General features: G+C 61.1%; 15 protein-coding genes. 12 read left to right on the top strand and 3 right to left on the bottom strand.

The window, feature by feature from the left end; translation table 11 throughout:
• The first annotated feature begins 140 nt into the window (after positions 1–140).
• The 4 genes from ACOI7D_RS08345 (at position 141) to ACOI7D_RS08330 (ending at position 3,822) form a co-directional block, all read left to right on the top strand.
• Positions 141–1,997, top strand: a complete 1,857-nt coding sequence (locus tag ACOI7D_RS08345; RefSeq protein WP_109547587.1) for a sensor histidine kinase — start codon at positions 141–143, stop codon at positions 1,995–1,997.
• A gap of 14 nt (positions 1,998–2,011) precedes the next feature.
• The gene (locus ACOI7D_RS08340) at positions 2,012–2,716 is read left to right on the top strand and encodes a response regulator transcription factor (protein WP_109547121.1); all 705 of its coding nucleotides are present in this window, start codon (positions 2,012–2,014) and stop codon (positions 2,714–2,716) included.
• Between the two features lie 237 nt (positions 2,717–2,953).
• Positions 2,954–3,094 (top strand): small membrane protein, encoded by a 141-nt coding sequence (locus tag ACOI7D_RS08335; protein WP_004146563.1) that lies wholly within the window; start codon positions 2,954–2,956, stop codon positions 3,092–3,094.
• Positions 3,095–3,210: 116 nt separating this feature from the next.
• Complete coding sequence (locus tag ACOI7D_RS08330; RefSeq protein WP_023290390.1) at positions 3,211–3,822, top strand: helix-turn-helix transcriptional regulator; 612 nt, start codon at positions 3,211–3,213, stop codon at positions 3,820–3,822.
• 274 nt (positions 3,823–4,096) lie between these two features.
• Here ACOI7D_RS08330 and ACOI7D_RS08325 read toward each other — a convergent pair whose 3' ends face one another.
• The gene (locus ACOI7D_RS08325; RefSeq protein ID WP_109547120.1) at positions 4,097–5,371 is read right to left on the bottom strand and encodes a dicarboxylate/amino acid:cation symporter; all 1,275 of its coding nucleotides are present in this window, start codon (positions 5,369–5,371) and stop codon (positions 4,097–4,099) included.
• A 300-nt stretch (positions 5,372–5,671) separates the two neighbouring features.
• Between ACOI7D_RS08325 and ACOI7D_RS08320 the strand changes: the two genes are divergently transcribed.
• The 8 genes from ACOI7D_RS08320 (at position 5,672) to yegS (ending at position 19,560) form a co-directional block, all read left to right on the top strand.
• Positions 5,672–6,910: an MdtA/MuxA family multidrug efflux RND transporter periplasmic adaptor subunit gene (locus tag ACOI7D_RS08320; protein ID WP_023290392.1), complete on the top strand. Its 1,239-nt coding sequence runs from the start codon at positions 5,672–5,674 to the stop codon at positions 6,908–6,910.
• On the top strand, positions 6,910–10,032 hold the full coding sequence (locus ACOI7D_RS08315; RefSeq protein WP_023290393.1) for an MdtB/MuxB family multidrug efflux RND transporter permease subunit: 3,123 nt from the start codon (positions 6,910–6,912) through the stop codon (positions 10,030–10,032). The genes ACOI7D_RS08320 and ACOI7D_RS08315 overlap by 1 nt, the downstream gene beginning before the upstream one ends.
• Positions 10,033–13,110 carry a multidrug efflux RND transporter permease subunit MdtC gene (gene mdtC / locus ACOI7D_RS08310; RefSeq protein WP_032453476.1) on the top strand — a complete coding sequence of 1,026 codons (3,078 nt, stop codon included), beginning with the start codon at positions 10,033–10,035 and terminating at the stop codon, positions 13,108–13,110.
• 1 nt (position 13,111) lies between these two features.
• Positions 13,112–14,527 carry an MFS transporter gene (locus ACOI7D_RS08305; RefSeq protein ID WP_109547119.1) on the top strand — a complete coding sequence of 472 codons (1,416 nt, stop codon included), beginning with the start codon at positions 13,112–13,114 and terminating at the stop codon, positions 14,525–14,527.
• Complete coding sequence (gene baeS / locus ACOI7D_RS08300; RefSeq protein ID WP_109547118.1) at positions 14,524–16,020, top strand: two-component system sensor histidine kinase BaeS; 1,497 nt, start codon at positions 14,524–14,526, stop codon at positions 16,018–16,020. The genes ACOI7D_RS08305 and baeS overlap by 4 nt, the downstream gene beginning before the upstream one ends.
• Positions 16,017–16,739 carry a two-component system response regulator BaeR gene (gene baeR / locus ACOI7D_RS08295; RefSeq protein WP_023290397.1) on the top strand — a complete coding sequence of 241 codons (723 nt, stop codon included), beginning with the start codon at positions 16,017–16,019 and terminating at the stop codon, positions 16,737–16,739. The genes baeS and baeR overlap by 4 nt, the downstream gene beginning before the upstream one ends.
• A gap of 320 nt (positions 16,740–17,059) precedes the next feature.
• Complete coding sequence (yegQ, locus tag ACOI7D_RS08290) at positions 17,060–18,421, top strand: tRNA 5-hydroxyuridine modification protein YegQ (RefSeq protein ID WP_032428934.1); 1,362 nt, start codon at positions 17,060–17,062, stop codon at positions 18,419–18,421.
• Positions 18,422–18,663: 242 nt separating this feature from the next.
• Positions 18,664–19,560, top strand: a complete 897-nt coding sequence (gene yegS / locus ACOI7D_RS08285; protein ID WP_023290399.1) for a lipid kinase YegS — start codon at positions 18,664–18,666, stop codon at positions 19,558–19,560.
• A 292-nt stretch (positions 19,561–19,852) separates the two neighbouring features.
• On the opposite strand, the gene ACOI7D_RS08280 is transcribed toward yegS, so the two are convergent.
• Together ACOI7D_RS08280 and dalT are read right to left on the bottom strand one after the other, a co-directional pair.
• The gene (locus ACOI7D_RS08280) at positions 19,853–20,515 is read right to left on the bottom strand and encodes an HAD family hydrolase (protein WP_109547117.1); all 663 of its coding nucleotides are present in this window, start codon (positions 20,513–20,515) and stop codon (positions 19,853–19,855) included.
• A 48-nt stretch (positions 20,516–20,563) separates the two neighbouring features.
• Positions 20,564–21,841, bottom strand: a complete 1,278-nt coding sequence (gene dalT / locus ACOI7D_RS08275; protein ID WP_072422120.1) for a D-arabinitol transporter — start codon at positions 21,839–21,841, stop codon at positions 20,564–20,566.
• Positions 21,842–21,854: the final 13 nt, after the last annotated feature.

The raw sequence follows: 21,854 nt of genomic DNA, 5'->3' as shown, positions 1-21,854 counted from the left end.
CCGTAGCCAGTCGTCTGCGGTCAGTAATCTTTGCATGCCGCAAGGGGGCGTGATTGAAAAGGGTGTCTGCGATCTTCGCAGCGGTCCGGCGTTGCCGGCCGCGGTTCCTGGCAGGCTGGCTGGTCAGCTGCGGATTGCTCTTGCTGCTGATCGCCCCGCAGGCGCAGTCGGCGCCCCGACAACTGGGAACAGATATCCCCGTCGAATGGTACGCGGACGACAGCGGCCAGATGACCATCGATCGCTTTGCCGACCTGCCCGTGGACCAGCTCGCCACCACCCGGCAAATCCCCTCCTTCGGCTATTCACGCAAAACCCTGTGGCTGCGCAGCGAGCTGCCGGGTGATTGGTTTGCCGGCGAGTCGCGCTGGCTGCAGATTGGTCCCTCTTTCGTCGACCACCTGACTCTCTATTACCGGCCACTGGGCAGCGACGCGCCGTGGACCGCGCGGACCTTTGGCGACCGTGACCTGGCCCGGGAGAGCGATCTCCACTATCGGGAAAGCGTGCTGATCCTCCCTCCGCCGCCCACCGCCGCCGGCTATGAGATGGTCTTTCGCCTGCAAAGCACCAGCACCCTGATCCTGCTGGCCTCCCTCTCTTCTCCGCAGGCCTATCTGCAGCGGGCCACCGCCGACACCGCCTTCTGGAGCTTCTATTTTGGCCTCGCAGCGGTCGCCAGCGGCGTGGCGCTATGGCTGGCCCTGGCCCTGCGCCGGCGTCTGCTGTGGGGCATCTGCTTCTTCTCGCTCAATTATCCGCTGGTAGCCGCCCTGCACGGCTTCCCGGAGTGGTTTTTCGGCCGCGCCGCGCTGCCCTTCCAGGACTTTATGATCAGCAGCCTCTCCCTGTTCAGCTATGCCACCGCCCTGTGGCTGCACAGCGAGATATTTGATTTGAAGAAAAATATGCCGCGGCTTTACCGGCTGCTGATCGCCGCCGTGGCGCTCAACCTGCTGCTGCAGGTCAGCATTCCGCTGGGGTTTTACGGCCTCGCCATGCAGATTGAAGGGGTGATCTTTATCATTATCACTCCGGTGCTTCTGTTCACCTCCTGGTGGCTGTGGCGCAAAAAAGCTATCGACCGCAACACCCTCCTGCTGGGGCTCCTGCCGCCGTTCTATGTCGCCGCCGCGGTGCTGGTGCAGCTGTCGATCCACGGTATTATCCCGTTTCATATGGCGATCTATTCCCTCTGGCAGTATGCGCTGATCGTCCACATCATTACGGTGCTGATCATTGCCATCCTGCGGGTGCGCGCTGAAAACCGCCAGCTGGAGCAGAAGCAGCGCCTGGCGCGCGAGCTGCAGATCGAGCGCGAGGCCAGCTTCCACCAGCGGCAGTTTATGGGCATGGTGGCGCATGAATTCCGCACCCCGCTGGCGGTGATCCAGGCCGCGCTGGAGAATCTCCGCCTCTCGGCGGCGTCGGACAGCCAGGAGGCGCGCTTCGATCGCATCGGCCGCGCCGCCACCCGTCTGGTGCAGCTCACCGATAACTGCCTCGCCGACGCCCGGCTCGCTTCCCACGATCTGCACGTCGACCGCCAGCAGACCGCCCTGCTGACGGTGATCACTATGGCGGCCTCGGTAGTGGCTATCTCTCACGACCATTACCTGAACATTCGCCATCACGGCGCGGTGGAAAGCCCGCAGCTACAGGCCGACGCCGGCCTGCTGTGCATCGCCATCGCCAACCTGCTGGATAACGCGGTCAAGTATTCGCCGCCGGGCGAAATCACCATCGATATTCACGCCGATGCCGGGCAAACAGAGCTGCGCATTCGCGACTACGGTCCTGGCCTCCCCGCCGGACAGGCGGAACTGATCTTTGAGCGCTATCGGCGCGGGGAACATACGTCGCCAGTGCCGGGCGGCACCGGTCTAGGACTGTATGTTGCGCGCCAGATCGTGCAGGCTCATGATGGCAAACTGTGGCTGGCCGAGCATGGCCCGGACGGCTGCACCTTTATTCTCACCCTCCCCACGGTTGCTTAAGAGGAGAACGACGCATGGCTTTACGGCTGGCGATAATAGAAGATAACCCCGATCTGCTGGATGAACTGCTGGCCTGGCTGGGCTATCGCGGCTTCGAGGTCTGGGGGACGTGCAGCGCCGAAGCCTTCTGGCGGCAGCTGCACAGCCATCCGGTGGACATCGTGCTGATAGATATCGGTCTGCCCGGCGAGGATGGCTTCAGCGTGCTGAGCTACCTGCATGAGCTGGGCCACTACGGTCTGGTGGTGGTCAGCGCCCGCGGCCAGCAGCAGGATAAACTGCAGGCGCTGAGCCTCGGGGCGGATGCTTACCTGATCAAGCCGGTTAACTTCGCCCACCTCGCGGAGACCCTGACCGCCCTCGGCGCCCGCCTGCGGCAGGATCGCCCGGCGGCCTCCCCGCCGCCGGAGACGGCCAGCGCCGTCTCTCCCCCCGCCACCGGGCTCTGGCGTCTGCACGAAGATAAACTGATCTCACCCGACGCCCGGACGCTGGAGTTAACCCAGCAGGAATATCGCCTGGTGGAACTCTTAATGCGCAATCGCAACGAAGTGTGCAGCAAGCTGGATCTCCATGCCTGCCTGTTCGCCCATGAAAGCGAGCCTGACCTGCACCGCATCGACGTGGTGGTTAGCCGCCTGCGCCACAAGGCTCGCCAGCAGGGGATCCACCTGCCCGTACGCGCCATCTTTGGTAAGGGGCTGGCCTTTATCTCCTGATAGACGGGGTATGTCGGCGGCCGTGCTGGATATGAATGACTCGCAAGTGTTAATTTTTCTCATTTTCTGAGAGAAATGAGAGGAATGAGACTGACGATGACCTTAAGAACTTTCTTATAGTGCTACTACATAAGGATGATGTCGTATGATTTTCATTGGACAGAAAAGCATATAACAAAACGTATTAGCCGTTCGCGGCAAATTCTGACACCATGCAACACAAACAAGGTATAAACAATGGCCATGCAAACGTGGTTAGTTTTATTGCTATGCATTTTTTTCTTCAGCATCTCTGTATACAGTTTTATTTCCTATCTGAAAGACAGGAGACGGCAGAAATTTACCTTCAACGATAAGCGTTCAATGCGTCGTAAATAATTCACTGTAGAATAATAAAAACATATTGTAGGCACTTTAATACAGTCAACACACCGCATACGCCCGGAGGATGTGTCACAGCATGGCGTTATGTTTTTGCGTAAGGAAATAACGCCATGAGAAACATTAATGTCACCATCAATACCCGTAACACCTTTGTCCGTGAATCGCTGGTCGCCATGGTCAATGACCTCACCCGGGGCGATCAGCGGGCACGCTTTTCCTGGCGGAATAATGACCTGTCAGGGGAAGACATCATCATTTGCGAAGTGATCCCCGGCGAAATCTACCTGTGCAATACGCTGATTAAAAACAGGAAAAAAGGCAGTTCGCTGATTATCCTCCACAGCTACGACCAGCTGCCGGAAGAGGATTTCATGATTAACTGCCTGAAAGGGGTCATTTTTGTCTCGCTCAAGACGGCCAGTATTCCGCAACTGCTGACGATTATTAAAAGCGAGCTCCAGCATTGTATGGCGCCTTCGGCCACCGACGACGCAGGCCGGGAGCTCAGCTGCGCCAGCTGCCCGCATCGCGTGCTGTCGCGCTCCCAGACCGCCGTGGTGCACGGTATTCTCGAAGGTCTCGATATGAGTAAAATCGCCGCCCTGCAGCGCGTCAGCCCCCGCACCGCCGCTTATCATAAGAATAAGATAATGGAAAAATACAGCCTGAATAATAACCACGACTTTTTCCAGTTTATGAATCTGTTACGTGAGCGCTGGTAGGCAAATAGCGTGCAGAAGAAAATAAGATTTTCACCTGGCTATATTGTCGGAAATCTGAAAATAGCCGCTGAATGCTAAAAAAGCGCCAGCGCTGCCAGACATAACGTTAAACTCTGACGCTTCCTCGGTATAAAGACGTTACCGCGCGCCTTTATATAAGAAAAAAGACTATTTACGAGGAAAACTGATACTTCGTCACATTGCCCCTGACGTGCCTGTCAGGGGTCTTTTTTTCCATGTGGAATGGCGCCCTCTGCGCGAGGGCGCGGCAGGATCAGGCTTCCACTTTTTCCGCTTCCCAGTCCGGCTGCGCTTCCTCGTCGGTGAGCAGACCTTCGTTTTTCGACAGCATGGCGGTGGCGATGCCGTTGCCCAGCACGTTGATGGCGGAGCGCCCCATATCGAGGAAGTGGTCGATGCCCATCAGCAGCAGGATCCCGGCAACCGGAATATGGAAGCTGGGAATGGTGGCCGCCAGCACCACCAGCGCCGAGCGCGGCACCCCGGCGATGCCTTTTGAGGCCAGCATCAGGGTCAGCATCATGACCGTCATCTCGCTGAAGCTCAGCGACACGTTATAGGCCTGAGCGATAAACATCGCGGCGAAGGAGCAGTAGACCATCGAGCCGACGAGGTTGAATGAGTAGCCAATCGGCAGGACGAACGAGACGATATTGCGCGAACAGCCAAACTTCACCAGCCGCTCGAGGGTCTTCGGATAGGCCGCTTCCGAGCTGCTGGTGGTAAAGGCCACCAGCACCGGATCTTTCAGCATGTTCAGCAGGCGGAAGACCTCTTTCTTGAGCACCATATAGCCGACGGCAATCAGCACCGCGCTGGTCAGCAGCACCGCCAGGTAATAACCGCCAATGAACGACGCGTAGTTGAGCAAAATTCCCAGCCCCTGCGAGGCAATCACCGACGAGATGGCGGCGAAGATGGCCAGCGGCGCAACGTACATCACATAGCCCGTCACCTTCAGCATAATGTGCGAAACCACGTTAAGAGCCGCCACCAGCGGCGCATTAAACTTCTCCCCCAGCGACGCGCCGGCGATGCCAAAGAACATCGAGAACACCACGATCTGCAGGATCTCGTTGTTGGCCATCGCCTCGGTGATGCTGGTGGGTATGGTATGCGACAGGAACCCTTTCAGGTTCATGCCGCTGACCGCCAGGCCAGTATCCACCGCCTCTTTCGGCACCGTCAGGTTTAGCCCGGCGCCCGGGTGCTGGAAGGTGACGATCACCAGCCCGACGAGAATGGACAATACCGACGAGGTGATAAACCACACCATCGCCTTACCGCCCACCCGGCCAATGGTCGCCGTCTCGCCGAGGCGCATAATACCGACCGTCAGGGTGCTGAACACCAACGGCGCGATGACCATTTTGATTAAGCGCAGAAACAGATCGGTCAGCAGCGTGATGTTGTCTGCCCATGCGGAGATGGTGGTCGGCGTCGCGTAGGCATGGATAGCCGCGCCGGAGAGGATCCCCATCAGCATAAAAATGACGATGAAGAGCGTGAGTTTGTTTGCGTTTGCCACAGCAATGACCCCTGATTATTCAACACGTTGATTTTTAAGTGCATATTTTATTATTATGGAAATGCACTGATTTATTCACCGCATAAATCTAATTAAAGCCCTTGCGGATACAACTATTTTTTACTTTTTTAAACTAAAAGTTGATATCACCCCGGAAATCGGCGGCGAGACCGCCCGCCATCGCCGCCGTTATCCAGACATTTCTCAACCTTCTTTTCATAATTCCTCCATTTTTACGGCCCCTTCCCTCACTAAACTAGTATCATTCAGCGAAACGCTTCAGGATGAGACCGAAAACTAATGAAAGGCAGTAACATACGTCGTTGGGGCGCCGCGCTGGCGGTAGTGATTATCGCCGGGACCGCCTACTGGTTCTGGCACGACCGTGGAACGAGCGGCAGCGGGACGCCCGCCGCCGGGCAGGGTCCGCAGGGACCGGGCGGCGCGCGCCATGGTCGCTTTGGCGGCGCGCTGGCGCCGGTGCAGGCCGCCACCGCGACCGAACAAGCGGTGCCGCGCTATCTTACCGGGCTGGGTACCGTGACGGCGGCCAATACCGTCACCGTCCGCAGCCGGGTCGACGGCCAGCTACTGAGCCTTCACTTCCAGGAGGGACAGCAGGTCAAAGCCGGCGACCTGCTGGCGCAGATCGACCCCAGCCAGTTTAAAGTCGCCCTCGCCCAGGCGCAGGGTCAGTTGGCGAAAGATAACGCCACCCTGGCCAACGCCCGCCGCGATCTGGCCCGTTACCAGCAGCTGGTGAAAACCAACCTCGTCTCCCGCCAGGAGCTCGACACCCAGCAGTCGCTGGTGGTGGAATCCGCCGGCACCGTGAAGGCCGATGAAGCGGCCGTCGCCAGCGCCCAGCTGCAGCTCGACTGGACGCGCATCACCGCGCCGATTGACGGCCGCGTCGGCTTAAAGCAGGTGGATATCGGCAACCAGATTTCCAGCGGGGATACCACCGGGATTGTGGTTCTCACCCAGACGCACCCGATCGACGTGGTCTTTACCCTGCCGGAAAGCACCATCGCCACGGTGGTGCAGGCGCAGAAAGCGGGCAAAGCGCTCAGCGTCGAAGCCTGGGACCGCACCAATAAGCAGAAAATCAGCGTCGGGGAGCTGCTGAGCCTCGACAACCAGATCGATGCGACCACCGGGACCATCAAGCTGAAGGCGCGGTTTAGCAATCTGGACGACGCCCTGTTCCCCAACCAGTTCGTTAACGCCCGCCTGCTGGTGGATACCCAGCAGAACGCGGTGGTGATCCCTGCCGCCGCCCTGCAGATGGGCAACGAAGGGCATTTTGTATGGGTGCTGAACGATGAGAATAAGGTCAGCAAACACAGCGTCACCCCGGGGATTCAGGACAGCCAGAAAGTGGTGATCAGCGCCGGGCTTTCCGCCGGGGATCGCGTGGTCACCGACGGGATTGACCGCCTGACCGAAGGGGCGAAAGTGGAAGTTGTCACCGCCAGCAGCGGCGAGCAGGCGCAGCCCGCCCCGCGCCAGAGCGGTAAACACGGAGCGCGTTCCTGATGCAGGTGTTACCCCCAGGCCGCACCGGCGGCCCGTCCCGGCTATTTATTATGCGTCCGGTGGCCACCACGCTGCTGATGGTGGCGATCCTGCTGGCCGGGATCATCGGCTACCGTTTTCTGCCGGTCTCCGCCCTGCCGGAGGTCGATTACCCGACCATCCAGGTGGTCACCCTCTATCCGGGCGCCAGCCCGGACGTGGTGACCTCCGCCATCACCGCCCCGCTGGAGCGCCAGTTCGGCCAGATGTCCGGCCTTAAGCAGATGTCGTCGCAAAGCTCCGGCGGCGCCTCGGTCGTCACGCTCCAGTTCCAGCTGACCCTGCCGCTGGACGTCGCCGAGCAGGAAGTGCAGGCGGCCATTAACGCCGCCACCAACCTGCTGCCGAGCGATCTGCCCAACCCGCCGGTCTACAGCAAGGTCAACCCTGCGGATCCGCCGATCATGACCCTCGCCGTCACCTCCTCGGCCATTCCGATGACCCAGGTGGAGGATATGGTGGAGACCCGGGTGGCGCAGAAGATTTCTCAGGTTTCCGGCGTCGGTCTGGTGACCCTCGCCGGCGGCCAACGCCCGGCGGTGCGGGTCAAGCTGAACGCCCAGGCCATCGCCGCCCTCGGCCTGACCAGCGAAACCGTGCGCACCGCCATCACCAGCGCCAACGTCAACTCGGCGAAAGGTAGCCTCGACGGCCCGGCCCGCGCGGTGACGCTTTCCGCTAACGATCAGATGCAGTCCGCTGAGGATTACCGCCGGCTGATTATCGCTTATCAGAACGGGGCGCCGATCCGCCTTGGCGACGTCGCCAGCGTCGAACAAGGCGCAGAGAACAGCTGGCTGGGGGCGTGGGCCAACCAGCAGCGGGCCATCGTGATGAACGTCCAGCGTCAGCCGGGGGCCAACATTATCGACACCGCCGACAGCATTCGCCAGATGCTGCCGCAGCTCACCGAGAGCCTGCCAAAATCGGTGAAGGTGCAGGTTCTTTCCGACCGGACCACCAATATTCGCGCCTCGGTGCGCGACACGCAGTTTGAGCTGATGCTGGCCATCGCCCTGGTGGTGATGATCATCTATCTGTTCCTGCGCAACGTCCCGGCGACCATTATTCCCGGCGTCGCGGTGCCGCTGTCGCTGGTGGGCACCTTCGCGGTGATGGTGTTCCTCGACTTCTCCATCAACAACCTGACGCTGATGGCCCTGACCATCGCCACCGGCTTTGTGGTGGATGACGCCATCGTGGTGATCGAGAACATCTCGCGCTATATCGAAAAAGGCGAGAAACCGCTGGCCGCCGCGCTGAAAGGCGCAGGGGAAATTGGTTTCACCATTATCTCCCTCACCTTCTCGCTGATCGCGGTGCTGATCCCGCTGCTGTTTATGGGCGATATCGTCGGCCGCCTGTTCCGCGAATTCGCTGTCACCCTTGCCGTCGCTATTCTTATCTCGGCGGTGGTCTCCCTGACCCTGACGCCGATGATGTGCGCCCGCATGTTAAGCCACGAATCGCTGCGCAAGCAGAACCGCTTTTCGCGGGCCAGCGAGCGCTTCTTCGACCGGGTGATCGCCGTCTATGGCCGCTGGCTGAGCCGGGTGTTGAACCATCCGTGGCTGACGCTCGGCGTCGCCCTGAGCACCCTGGCGCTGTCGATCCTGCTGTGGATCTTTATTCCCAAAGGCTTCTTCCCGATCCAGGATAACGGCATTATCCAGGGCACCCTCCAGGCGCCGCAGTCGGTCTCCTTCGCCAGCATGGCCCAGCGCCAGCAGCAGGTTTCCGATATTATCCTCAAGGATCCGGCGGTGGAGAGCCTGACCTCGTTTGTCGGCGTCGACGGCACCAACCCGGCGCTGAACAGCGCCCGCCTGCAGATCAACCTCAAGCCGCTGGATGAACGCGACGACCGCGTTCAGACGGTGATTAGCCGTCTGCAGCAGGCGGTGGCCGGCGTCCCCGGCGTGGCGCTCTATCTGCAGCCGACCCAGGATCTGACCATCGACACCACGGTGAGCCGCACCCAGTACCAGTTCACTCTGCAGGCGAACTCCCTCGAGGCGCTGAGCACCTGGGTGCCGCCGCTGCTCAGCCGCCTGCAGGCTCAGCCGCAGCTGGCCGACGTCAGTAGCGACTGGCAGGACAAAGGCCTGGCCGCCTACATCAAGGTGGACCGGGACAGCGCCAGCCGCCTCGGCATCTCGATGGCGGACGTCGATAACGCGCTGTACAACGCCTTCGGCCAGCGGCTGATCTCCACCATTTACACCCAGGCGAATCAGTATCGCGTGGTGCTTGAGCAGGATACCGAAGCGACGCCGGGCCTGGCGGCGCTGGATAATATCCGCCTGACCAGCAGCGACGGCGGCATCGTGCCGCTGACCGCCATCGCCACGGTGGAGCAGCGTTTTACCCCGCTGTCGGTGAACCACCTCGATCAGTTCCCGGTGACCACCATCTCGTTTAACGTGCCGGACAACTATTCGCTCGGCGAAGCGGTGGAGGCGATCCTCGCCGCCGAACAGTCGCTGGATTTCCCGACCGATATCCGCACCCAGTTCCAGGGCAGCTCGCTGGCCTTCCAGTCGGCGCTGGGCAGCACCGTCTGGCTGGTCGTTGCCGCGGTAGTGGCGATGTATATCGTGCTGGGGGTGCTGTATGAGAGCTTTATCCATCCGATCACCATTCTCTCCACCCTGCCCACCGCCGGGGTCGGGGCGCTGCTGGCGCTGTGGCTGGCGGGCAGCGAGCTGGATGTGATCGCCATCATCGGCATTATTCTGCTGATCGGCATCGTGAAGAAGAACGCCATCATGATGATCGACTTCGCGCTGGCCGCCGAGCGCGAGCAGGGTATGCCGCCGCGGGAGGCGATCTATCAGGCCTGTCTGCTGCGTTTTCGCCCGATCCTGATGACCACCCTCGCCGCCCTGCTCGGCGCCCTGCCGCTGATGCTGAGCACCGGCGTCGGCGCCGAGCTGCGGCGTCCGCTGGGGATCGGCATGGTCGGCGGTCTGATGCTCAGCCAGGTGCTGACCCTGTTCACCACCCCGGTGATCTACCTGCTGTTCGACCGCCTGTCGCTGCATCTGAAGCGCCGCTTCCCGCGTCAGGAAGAGGAGGCGTAAGTGAAGTTTTTCGCCCTCTTCATTTACCGCCCGGTGGCGACGATCCTCATCTCGCTGGCCATCACCCTGTGCGGCATTCTCGGCTTCCGGCTGCTGCCGGTGGCCCCGCTGCCGCAGGTGGATTTCCCGGTGATCATGGTCAGCGCCTCGCTGCCGGGAGCCTCGCCGGAGACCATGGCTTCGTCGGTGGCCACCCCGCTGGAGCGCTCCCTGGGGCGGATTGCCGGGGTCAATGAGATGACCTCCTCCAGCTCGCTGGGCAGCACCCGCATCATTCTCGAGTTTAACTTCGACCGCGATATCAACGGCGCGGCGCGCGACGTCCAGGCGGCGATCAACGCCGCGCAAAGCCTGCTGCCGAGCGGGATGCCTAGCCGGCCGACCTACCGCAAAGCCAACCCGTCGGATGCGCCGATCATGATCCTGACGCTGACCTCGGACACCTACTCCCAGGGTGAGCTGTATGATTTCGCCTCCACCCAGCTGGCGCAGACCATCGCGCAGATCGACGGCGTCGGCGATGTCGACGTCGGCGGCAGCTCCCTGCCGGCGGTGCGCGTCGATCTCAATCCGCAGGCGCTGTTCAACCAGGGCGTGTCGCTGGACGCGGTGCGCACCGCCATCAGCGACGCTAACGTACGCAAACCGCAGGGGGCGCTGGAGGACAGCGCCCACCGCTGGCAGGTGCAGACCAACGATGAGCTGAAGACCGCCGCCGACTATCAGCCGCTGATCGTCCACTACCAGAACGGCGCCGCGGTGCGGCTGGGGGATGTCGCCACCGTCTCGGATTCGGTGCAGGATGTGCGCAACGCCGGGATGACCAACGCCAAACCGGCGATCCTGCTGATGATCCGCAAACTGCCGGAAGCCAATATCATCCAGACGGTGGACAGCATCCGCGCCCGCCTGCCGGAGCTGCAGCAGACCATTCCGGCGGCCATCGATCTGCAGATCGCCCAGGACCGCTCGCCGACTATTCGCGCCTCGCTGGAGGAGGTGGAGCAGACGCTGGTGATCTCGGTGGCGCTGGTGATCCTGGTGGTGTTCCTCTTCCTGCGCTCCGGGCGCGCGACGCTGATCCCGGCCGTCGCCGTCCCGGTTTCCTTAATCGGTACCTTCGCCGCCATGTACCTGTGCGGCTTCAGCCTTAACAACCTGTCGCTGATGGCGCTGACCATTGCCACCGGCTTCGTGGTCGATGACGCCATCGTGGTGCTGGAAAATATCTCCCGCCATCTGGAGGCGGGGATGAAACCGCTGCAGGCGGCGCTGCAGGGGAGCCGCGAGGTCGGCTTTACCGTCCTGTCGATGAGCCTGTCGCTGGTGGCGGTGTTTTTGCCGCTGCTGCTGATGGGCGGCCTGCCCGGCCGCCTGCTGCGCGAGTTCGCCGTCACCCTGTCGGTGGCGATCGGCATCTCGCTGGCGGTCTCCCTCACCCTGACGCCGATGATGTGCGGCTGGCTGCTGAAAAGCGGCAAACCCCACCAGCCGACGCGCAACCGCGGCTTTGGCCGCCTGCTGGTGGCCATGCAGGGCGGCTATGGTAAGTCGTTAAAATGGGTGCTGAAGCACAGCCGCCTGACCGGCCTGGTGGTGCTGGGCACCATCGCCCTCAGCGTCTGGCTCTATATCTCGATCCCGAAAACCTTCTTCCCGGAGCAGGACACCGGGGTGCTGATGGGCGGCATTCAGGCCGACCAGAGCATCTCCTTCCAGGCGATGCGCGGCAAGCTGCAGGACTTTATGCAGATCATTCGCGAAGATCCGGCGGTGGATAACGTCACCGGGTTTACCGGCGGCTCGCGGGTCAACAGCGGGATGATGTTTATCACCCTCAAGCCGCGCGACCAGCGCCACGAGACGGCGCAGCAGGTGATCGACCGGCTGCGCAAAAAGCTGGCCAACGAGCCCGGGGCCAATCTGTTCCTGATGGCGGTGCAGGATATCCGCGTCGGCGGCCGGCAGTCGAACGCCAGCTATCAGTACACCCTGCTGTCCGATGACCTGTCGGCGCTGCGCGAATGGGAGCCGAAGATCCGCAAAGCGCTGGCGGCGCTGCCTGAGCTGGCGGACGTCAACTCGGATCAGCAGGACAATGGCGCCGAAATGGACCTGGTCTATGACCGGGATACCATGTCGCGCCTTGGCATCAGCGTTCAGGACGCCAACAACCTGCTGAACAATGCCTTCGGCCAGCGGCAGATCTCCACCATCTACCAGCCGCTGAACCAGTATAAAGTGGTGATGCAGGTCGACCCGGCCTATACCCAGGACGTCAGCGCCCTGGATAAGATGTTTGTCATCAACAGCGAGGGCAAGCCGATCCCGCTGGCCTACTTCGCCAAATGGCAGCCGGCCAACGCCCCGCTGTCGGTGAACCACCAGGGGCTGTCGGCGGCGTCCACTATCTCCTTTAACCTGCCCACCGGCCGCTCGCTGTCGGAAGCCAGCGAGGCGATTAACCGCGCGATGACCCAGCTCGGGGTGCCGTCCACCGTACGCGGCTCCTTTGCCGGTACCGCTCAGGTGTTCCAGCAGACCATGAACGCGCAGGTGATCCTGATCCTCGCGGCCATCGCCACGGTCTATATCGTGCTGGGGATGCTCTACGAGAGCTATGTGCATCCGTTGACCATCCTTTCGACGCTGCCCTCCGCCGGGGTGGGCGCGCTGCTGGCGCTGGAGATATTCGATGCCCCGTTCAGCCTCATCGCCCTTATCGGGATCATGTTATTAATTGGCATCGTGAAGAAAAACGCCATCATGATGGTTGATTTTGCCCTTGAGGCGCAGCGCACCGGCAACCTGACGCCGGAAGAGGCGATTTTCCAGGCCTGCCTGCTGCGTTTCCGGCCGATTATGATGACCACCCTCGCCGCGCTGTTCGGCGCCCTGCCGCTGGTGCTCTCCGGCGGCGACGGCTCCGAGCTGCGCCAGCCGCTGGGGATCACCATCGTCGGCGGTCTGGTGATGAGCCAGCTGTTAACGCTCTACACCACGCCGGTGGTCTATCTTTTCTTTGACCGTTTGCGGCTGCGTTTTTCGCGTCATTCCACTCAACCGGTAAGCGAATAAGATGACAGACCTCCCGGCCAGCGTGCGCTGGCAGCTATGGATAGTGGCGTTCGGCTTCTTTATGCAGTCGCTGGACACCACCATCGTCAACACCGCCCTCCCCTCGATGGCCAAAAGCCTCGGGGAGAGTCCGCTGCATATGCATATGATCATCGTCTCCTATGTCCTGACGGTGGCGGTGATGCTCCCGGCCAGCGGCTGGCTGGCCGACCGGGTCGGGGTGCGCAATATTTTCTTTACCGCCATCGTGCTGTTTACCGCCGGATCGCTGTTTTGCGCCCAGGCCAGCACCCTCGACCAGCTGGTGATGGCCCGGGTGCTGCAGGGGGTCGGCGGCGCAATGATGGTGCCGGTCGGCCGCCTGACGGTGATGAAGATCGTCCCGCGCGATCAGTACATGGCGGCGATGACCTTCGTTACTCTGCCGGGGCAGGTCGGCCCCCTGCTCGGCCCGGCGCTGGGCGGGGTGCTGGTGGAGTACGCTTCCTGGCACTGGATCTTCCTTATTAACATCCCGGTGGGGATCGTCGGGGCCATCGCCACCCTCTGCCTGATGCCCAACTACACCATGCAGACCCGGCGCTTCGATCTCGCCGGCTTTGTGCTGCTGGCGGCCGGGATGGCGACCCTGACCCTGGCCCTGGACGGCCAGAAAGGGCTCGGCATTTCCCCCGCCTGGCTGGCGGGACTGGTGGCCGTCGGCCTCGCTGCCCTGCTGCTGTACCTGTGGCATGCCCGCGGTAACGCCCGGGCGCTGTTCAGCCTCAACCTGTTTCGCAACCGCACCTTCTCCCTTGGCCTCGGCGGCAGCTTCGCCGGGCGCATCGGCAGCGGCATGCTGCCGTTTATGACCCCGGTGTTTCTGCAGATCGGCCTCGGCTTTAGCCCCTTCCACGCCGGGCTGATGATGATCCCGATGGTGCTCGGCAGCATGGGGATGAAGCGGATCGTGGTCCAGGTGGTCAACCGCTTCGGCTATCGTCGGGTGCTGGTCGCCAGCACTCTGGGCCTGGCGGCGGTCAGCCTGCTGTTTATGTTTAGCGCCCTGGCGGGCTGGTATTATGTGCTGCCGCTGATCCTGTTTCTGCAGGGGATGATCAACGCCAGCCGCTTCTCCTCGATGAATACCCTGACCCTGAAAGATCTCCCCGACGATCTGGCCAGCAGCGGCAACAGTCTGCTGTCGATGGTGATGCAGTTGTCGATGAGTATTGGCGTGACCATCGCCGGGCTGCTGCTGGGGCTGTACGGCCAGCAGCATCTGAGCCTCGACGCCGCCGGCACCCATCAGGTCTTTCTCTATACCTATCTGAGCATGGCGGCGATCATCGCCCTGCCAGCGCTCATCTTTTCCCGGGTACCGGATGACGTCGGAAGTAATACCGTCATTCGTCGACGCAACAGGAGTGGATCGTGAAATTTTGGCGCCCGGGCATTACCGGTAAGCTGTTCCTCGCTATTTTCGCCACCTGCATCGTGCTGCTGATCAGCATGCACTGGGCGGTGCGTATCAGTTTCGAACGCGGGTTTATCGATTACATCAAGCGCGGCAATGAGCAGCGGTTAACCATGCTCAGCGACGCGCTGAGCGAGCAGTATGCCCAGCACGGCAGCTGGGCGTTTCTGCGCAATAATGACCGCTTTATCTTCCAGCTGCTGCGCACCTTCGAACGGGATAATGACGACCGCTCGCCGCCGGGGCACGCCATTAAGCCGGGGGCGATGGACGCGCCGGACGCCGGTCCGGACGGGCCGCCGCCGGATGGCCCCCCTGACGGCCCGCGCCCGAGGCCGGAAATGCCGCCCCACGGCTGGCGCACCATGTTCTGGGTGGTCGATCAGTCTGGCCGCGTGCTGGTGGGCCCCCGCGAGCGCGTGCCGGAGGACGGCAGCCAGCGCAGCATTATGGTCAACGGCGTGGAGGTAGGCAGAGTGATCGCCTCGCCGGTGGAAAGGCTAACCCGCAATACCGACATTAACTTCGACCGGCAGCAGAAGCGCACCAGCTGGCTGATCGTTGCCCTTGCCACCCTGCTTGCCGCGCTGGCCACCTTCCCGCTGGCCCGCGGCCTGCTGGCGCCGGTGAAACGGCTGGTGGAAGGCACCCATAAGCTGGCGGCGGGCGACTTTTCCACCCGCGTGACGGTGACCGGCGGCGATGAGCTCGGCCGCCTGGCGCAGGATTTTAACCAGCTCGCCAGCACCCTGGAGCGCAACCAGCAGATGCGTCGCGATCTGATGGCCGACATCTCCCATGAACTGCGTACCCCGCTGGCGGTGCTGCGCGGCGAACTGGAGGCGATTCAGGACGGGGTCCGGCGCTTCACTCCTGAGTCCATTCCCTCCCTGCAGGCCGAGGTCGCCACCCTCACCAAGCTGGTGGACGACCTTCACCAGCTGTCGATGTCCGATGAGGGCGCGCTGGCCTACCAGAAAACCTCGCTGGATATCATCACCCTGCTGGAGGTGGCCGCAGGCGCGTTTCGCGAGCGCTTCGCCGGCCGGCAGCTGAGCATTCAGGTGTCGCTCCCGGAGCAGGCGATGATCTTCGGCGACCGCGACCGCCTGATGCAGCTCTTCAACAATCTGCTGGAGAACAGCCTGCGCTATACCGACAGCGGCGGCAGCCTGCACATTACCGCCCGCCGCAGCGGACGGATGCTGGTGATCGACTTCGCCGACAGCGCCCCCGGGGTCAGCGATGAGCAGCTGGCCCGCCTGTGCGAACGCTTTTATCGGGCGGAAGGATCGCGCAACCGCGCCAGCGGCGGCTCTGGCCTCGGGCTGGCGATTTGCCTCAATATCGTAGCGGCCCACGGCGGCGCCCTGCGCGCCGACCATTCGCCTTTTGGCGGGGTTAGCATTAAAGTTGAGTTACCTCTGGAACATGATTTACCGAGAGACGTATGACTGAATTGCCTGTAGATGAAAACACCCCGCGCATTCTGATCGTGGAAGATGAACCCAAGCTCGGCCAGCTGCTGATTGATTATCTGCAGGCCGCCGGCTATGCGCCTACGCTGATTAACCATGGCGACAAGGTCCTGCCCTACGTTCGGCAGACCCCGCCGGATCTAATCCTGCTGGATCTGATGCTGCCCGGCACCGACGGCCTGACGCTGTGCCGGGAAATCCGCCGCTTCTCCGACGTTCCGGTGGTGATGGTGACGGCGAAAATCGAAGAGATCGACCGCCTGCTGGGGCTGGAGATCGGCGCCGACGACTATATCTGCAAGCCCTACAGCCCGCGGGAAGTGGTCGCCCGGGTGAAAACCATTCTCCGCCGCTGCAAGCCACAGCGCGACCTGCAGGCGCTGGACGCCCAGAGCCCGCTGATTGTCGACGAGGGGCGTTTTCAGGCCTCATGGCGCGACAAGCTGCTGGACCTCACCCCCGCCGAGTTCCGGCTGCTGAAAACCCTCTCCCAGGAGCCGGGGAAGGTCTTCTCCCGCGAACAGTTGCTCAACCATCTGTATGACGACTATCGGGTAGTGACCGACCGCACCATCGACAGCCACATCAAGAACCTGCGGCGCAAACTGGAGGCACTGGACGCCGAACAGTCGTTTATCCGCGCCGTATACGGGGTTGGCTATCGCTGGGAAGCGGACGCCTGCCGGCTGGCGTAGTTAGCCTTTTCCCGGCTCGCGCTGCGCTTAGCCGGGCTACACGTTCACCGCCGTCTGCAAGCCGTAGCCCGGGTAAGGCGTTTACGCCGCAACCCGGGGGAATTCCATAGAGCCTATCCCACCAGGCGCTATTAGTGCTGTCAGTATGAGCACTGCCCAGGTTCAAAATGGCAAACAAATTAGCCATGCTGAAAGATACCCATCTGATATTTACTCCCCTTCGCCGCGGCGCTACAATGCCCGCCCTTAATGTGGGGACACTCCCCCAACTCGCCGCACCGGGTGCGGCGAATCTGACCTGTCATCAGAACGAGAACACCATGTTTAAACCAGAACTCCTTTCCCCGGCGGGAACGCTGAAGAATATGCGTTACGCTTTCGCCTATGGCGCCGATGCCGTTTATGCCGGCCAGCCGCGCTACTCGCTGCGCGTGCGTAACAACGAATTCAATCACGAAAATCTGCAGCTCGGCATCAATGAAGCCCACGCGCTGGGTAAAAAATTCTATGTGGTGGTCAACATCGCCCCGCATAACGCCAAGCTGAAAACGTTTATTCGCGATCTGAAGCCGGTGGTGGAGATGGGGCCGGACGCGCTGATCATGTCCGATCCGGGTTTAATCATGCTGGTGCGGGAAAACTTTCCGGATATGCCGATCCATCTTTCGGTGCAGGCCAACGCCGTCAACTGGGCGACGGTCAAATTCTGGCAGCAGATGGGGCTGACCCGCGTGATCCTGTCGCGTGAACTGTCGCTGGATGAAATCGAAGAAATTCGCCGCCAGGTGCCGGAGATGGAAATTGAGATTTTCGTCCACGGCGCGCTGTGCATGGCCTACTCCGGCCGCTGCCTGCTCTCCGGGTATATCAACAAGCGCGACCCGAACCAGGGCACCTGCACCAACGCCTGCCGCTGGGAATATAACGTGGCGGAAGGCAAAGAGGACGACGTCGGCAACATCGTCCACAAATATGAGCCGATCCCGGTGCAGACCGTGGAGCCAACCCTCGGCATCGGCGCGCCGACCGATAAAGTCTTTATGATCGAGGAAGCCAAACGCCCGGGCGAGTACATGACCGCCTTCGAGGACGAGCACGGCACCTACATCATGAACTCGAAAGATCTGCGGGCTATCGCCCACGTTGAGCGTCTGACCCAGATGGGCGTTCACTCGCTGAAGATCGAAGGCCGCACCAAATCCTTCTATTACTGCGCGCGCACCGCACAGGTTTACCGCAAGGCGATCGACGACGCTGCCGCCGGCAAACCGTTCGATACCAGCCTGCTGGAAACGCTGGAAGGACTGGCCCATCGCGGGTACACCGAAGGCTTCCTGCGCCGCCATACCCATGACGATTATCAGAACTACGAGTACGGCTACTCCCTCTCCGAGCGCCAGCAGTTTGTCGGCGAATTCACCGGGGAGCGTAACGGCCCGCTGGCGGCAGTGGCGGTCAAAAATAAGTTCAGCGTTGGCGACAGTCTCGAACTGATGACCCCGCAGGGTAACGTCAACTTCACCCTCGAGCAGATGGAAAATGGCAAAGGCGAAGCCATGCCGGTGGCCCCGGGCGACGGCTATACCGTATGGTTGCCTGTGCCGGATGACCTGCCCCTGCAGTATGCGCTGCTGATGCGCAACTTTACTGGTCAGACAACCAGAAATCCACACGGTAACTAGTTAATTTGCGTTATTTTTTCACGATGTAAGGATATTAGAATCGGATCACATACCGTTTCGATCGAAACAGGTATCATCCATTTCGCTGAAAAACATAACCCATAAATGCTAGTTGTACCAGGAACCACCTCCTTAGCCTGCGTAATCTCCCTTACGCGGGCTTATTTTTTTGTCTCTCCTTCGGCCTTCGCTGGCGTCATGCGGTACACTTTATGCAACATTGAGCAATAAAGGTTCCCTTGATGATGTCTACGTTTACTGCCAGCTTACTGATCCTTAACGGCAAAGGTGCCAATGAACCGCAGCTACGCGAGGCGGTTAACCTGTTGCGCGACGAAGGGATCGATATCCACGTCCGCGTCACCTGGGAAAAGGGCGATGCCGTACGGTTTATCGATGAAGCCCTGCAGCTGAACGTTGAAACGGTGATCGCCGGCGGCGGCGACGGCACCATTAATGAAGTGGCGACGGCACTGGTGGAGCGCGGCAGCAGGATGGCGCTGGGGATTTTACCGCTGGGCACGGCCAACGACTTCGCCACCAGCGTCGGTATTCCGCAGGATCTGGCCAGCGCCCTGAAGCTGGCGATCGTCGGCCGCGATGTGCCGATAGATATCGCCCGGGTTAATGATAAGACCGGCTTTATTAATATGGCGACCGGCGGGTTCGGCACCCGGATCACCACCGAAACGCCGGAAAAACTCAAAGCCGCGCTCGGCGGTGTCTCTTATTTAATCCACGGCCTGATGCGCATGGATACCCTGAAGCCGGACCGCTGTGAGATCCGCGGGGAGAACTTTCACTGGCAGGGCGATGCGCTGGTCATCGGCATCGGCAACGGCCGCCAGGCGGGCGGCGGCCAGCAGCTGTGTCCGGAGGCGTTGATTAACGATGGCCTGCTGCATCTGCGCATTTTCACCGGCGAAGAGCTGATCCCTGCCCTCTTCAGCACCCTGGCGAATCCGGAAAACTCGCCGAATATTGTCGACGGCGTCTCCTCGTGGTTTGAGATCACCGCCCCTCATGAGATGACGTTTAACCTCGACGGCGAACCGCTGACCGGCAAAACTTTCCGCATGGAGCTGTTACCGGCGGCCCTGCGCTGCCGGCTGCCGCCCGACTGCCCGCTGTTGCGCTGAGGCGGACAGGCGCCCATCGCCCGGCGGCGCTGCGCTTGCCGGGCCTGTGGTCCGCGGCTCTCATGCAGCACGGACAAGCGCCGCGCCAGCCGGGTGGAACAATGTAGGCCGGGTCAGCCGGGTGGGTCAATGTAGGCCGGGTCAGGCGTCAGCCGCCACCCGGCAAAACACCGGTTCGGCGCAGCCCCCTGCCCCTCTCCCGCGGATAAAAGCTATAAATGGGGCGTGAGCGCAGAGAAGAGATTAACCGACCAGCTACATCCCGGGAATGTCTGCGCCCACAAATGGTTACTTAAACCGCCGCCTCTGGCTCGGCGGTGAGGACTTCCAGCAGTTCAGGCAGCGCCCGGTAGCGGCCCACGGCGGCCTGAAAACGCGCGTGCTGGCTATCTTCGGCAATCACCACCGTAGGAATACCTGCGGCCTGAGCCGCGCAAAAGCCGTTGAAGCTGTCTTCGATCACCAGGCACCGGCTGGCGTCGAGATTAAGCTTATCCAACGTCGTCAGATACACCGCCGGATGCGGCTTGCCCTGCGCTTCATCGTCCGCGCTGGAGATCACGTCAAAAAAGTGCCACAGCGAGAGCTTGTTCAGCACGGCGGCGATAACCTGCCGGGACGAGGAGGTGGCGAGGGCAATGTTATAACCGGCATGGCGAAAATAGCGTAACGCCTCATGCACCCCGCGCATCGGCTCGCCTTCGGCGGCGATCAGGCCGGTGATGCGCTGCAATATGGCGTCTTCCAGCAGCGACGGGGCAAGGTTAAGCTGAAAATAGCGGCACCAGGTGCGGGCAATTTCATCGAGGCGTTTGCCTTTGGTCAGGGTTTCACACTCAGCCACGCTCGCCGTTGCCCCCCACTGCGCAAGGGCCTCGATTTGCGCCTGCCGCCACAGGCTTTCGGAATCAATAATCACGCCATCCATGTCAAAAATCACTGCCTGAATACTCATCATTCACCTCATTAAGGCTGGCATGCCTGGCACGCCAGCCGCATCACCTTAAGAGAACTCCACCTGCTCGCTGGCCGGCGCTGCCTTGTGGGAAAATCCCGGCTGCTCGACGCGGATAAACGCACAGAGGAAAAAGGCCACCACGTACAATGCGGTATAGGCGATGACGACCCCAATGGTGCTGAAGAACGGCAGCAGCACCACGGCGATCGCCGGGGCGAGAAAGTTCGACATCCCCGCCGACAGGTTATACACCGAAATCGCCGCGCCTTTGTGCTTCGGCTCCAGCGCCGGGAACACGGCGGCCAGCGGCACGAAGGCGGCGACAAAGATCCCCAGGGCGATGGCCGGGATCAGCGCCATCGCAAAGCTGTGGCCGAAGTGCTGAGGGATGTAGTAAAACGCCAGGCTGGAGAGCGCCATCCCGATGCAGCCGAACCAGCGCACCACCTTCATCCAGCCCAGTTTTTCGCCCAGAATGCCCCACAGCACGTTAGAGAAAATGGTGGTGAAGAAGAAGACCGCCCACACCTGGAGCCATTCCGAGGTGCTAAAGCCCAGCTCATCGACGAACATCATCGGCATAATCACCGCAAAGCCGAACAGCGAGAGGGTATTGATGATCCTGACCATGCTCGACAGCAGAATATTGCGGTTGGTATAGAGCAGCGTCGCGGCGCGGCCCAGCTCGGCAAACTTCTCGCGGGTTGTCAGGTTCTGCATATGCTGCGGCGTTTTAATATGGCGCAGGGAAGCCAGCGCAATCACGCCCCCGGTAACGCAGAAGGCCAGCGCCAGCCACAGGGTGCCCATTTCGCCAATGTGCGGAATGGTGAAACTCGGAATATAGCTGCCGAAGACGCCGATGCCGATGGAATAGACCGCCCAGAACCAGCCGATGGCCGAGCTGGCGTTGTCGCTTTTGACGTTATGGACAATCGCCACGATAAACGAGTAGAGGAATAGCGGATACGCGAAGCCGCGAATGCCGTAGAAAACCAGGATCAGCGCATAGTTGGCGTGACCGAGGCCGAAAACGAGGAACAGCACGTGGAAAACGCACCACAGCACGAAGCCAATCATCATGGTTTTCAGCGGCGTAATAATTTCCGCCACCACGCCGGAAATCCACGCCGACAGCGCGGCGGCCAGGCCATAGAGGGTAAAGGCAAAGGAGGCCTCCGCCGGGGAGAATCCGAGCGCTTTGATATAGTGCGAGAGAAAGGCTAATTCAAAACCGTCGCCGGTCATAAATACGGCAATGGCGATGTATCCCCAGAGCAGGTTCAGGGGTAAACCGAGCCACTGTTTATTATTGATAGACATAATGACCTCGTTT

Source organism: Klebsiella sp. C360 (assembly GCF_048822415.1).
GTDB classification, from domain to species: domain Bacteria; phylum Pseudomonadota; class Gammaproteobacteria; order Enterobacterales; family Enterobacteriaceae; genus Klebsiella; species Klebsiella quasipneumoniae.
The sequence above is the reverse complement of the archived record's forward strand: the minus strand, read 5'-3'. Positions and strand labels throughout refer to the sequence as shown.

Excerpts from the sequence above, each read along its gene's own strand:
- ACOI7D_RS08305 (WP_109547119.1), top strand. The coding sequence starts at position 13,112 with ATGACAGACCTCCCGGCCAGCGTGCGCTGGCAGCTATGGATAGTGGCG.
- ACOI7D_RS08335 (WP_004146563.1), top strand. The coding sequence starts at position 2,954 with ATGGCCATGCAAACGTGGTTAGTTTTATTGCTATGCATTTTTTTCTTC.
- baeR (WP_023290397.1), top strand. The coding sequence starts at position 16,017 with ATGACTGAATTGCCTGTAGATGAAAACACCCCGCGCATTCTGATCGTG.
- ACOI7D_RS08340 (WP_109547121.1), top strand. The coding sequence starts at position 2,012 with ATGGCTTTACGGCTGGCGATAATAGAAGATAACCCCGATCTGCTGGAT.
- yegQ (WP_032428934.1), top strand. The coding sequence starts at position 17,060 with ATGTTTAAACCAGAACTCCTTTCCCCGGCGGGAACGCTGAAGAATATG.
- ACOI7D_RS08320 (WP_023290392.1), top strand. The coding sequence starts at position 5,672 with ATGAAAGGCAGTAACATACGTCGTTGGGGCGCCGCGCTGGCGGTAGTG.
- yegS (WP_023290399.1), top strand. The coding sequence starts at position 18,664 with ATGATGTCTACGTTTACTGCCAGCTTACTGATCCTTAACGGCAAAGGT.
- ACOI7D_RS08315 (WP_023290393.1), top strand. The coding sequence starts at position 6,910 with ATGCAGGTGTTACCCCCAGGCCGCACCGGCGGCCCGTCCCGGCTATTT.
- ACOI7D_RS08330 (WP_023290390.1), top strand. The coding sequence starts at position 3,211 with ATGAGAAACATTAATGTCACCATCAATACCCGTAACACCTTTGTCCGT.
- ACOI7D_RS08280 (WP_109547117.1), bottom strand. The coding sequence starts at position 20,515 with ATGAGTATTCAGGCAGTGATTTTTGACATGGATGGCGTGATTATTGAT.
- dalT (WP_072422120.1), bottom strand. The coding sequence starts at position 21,841 with ATGTCTATCAATAATAAACAGTGGCTCGGTTTACCCCTGAACCTGCTC.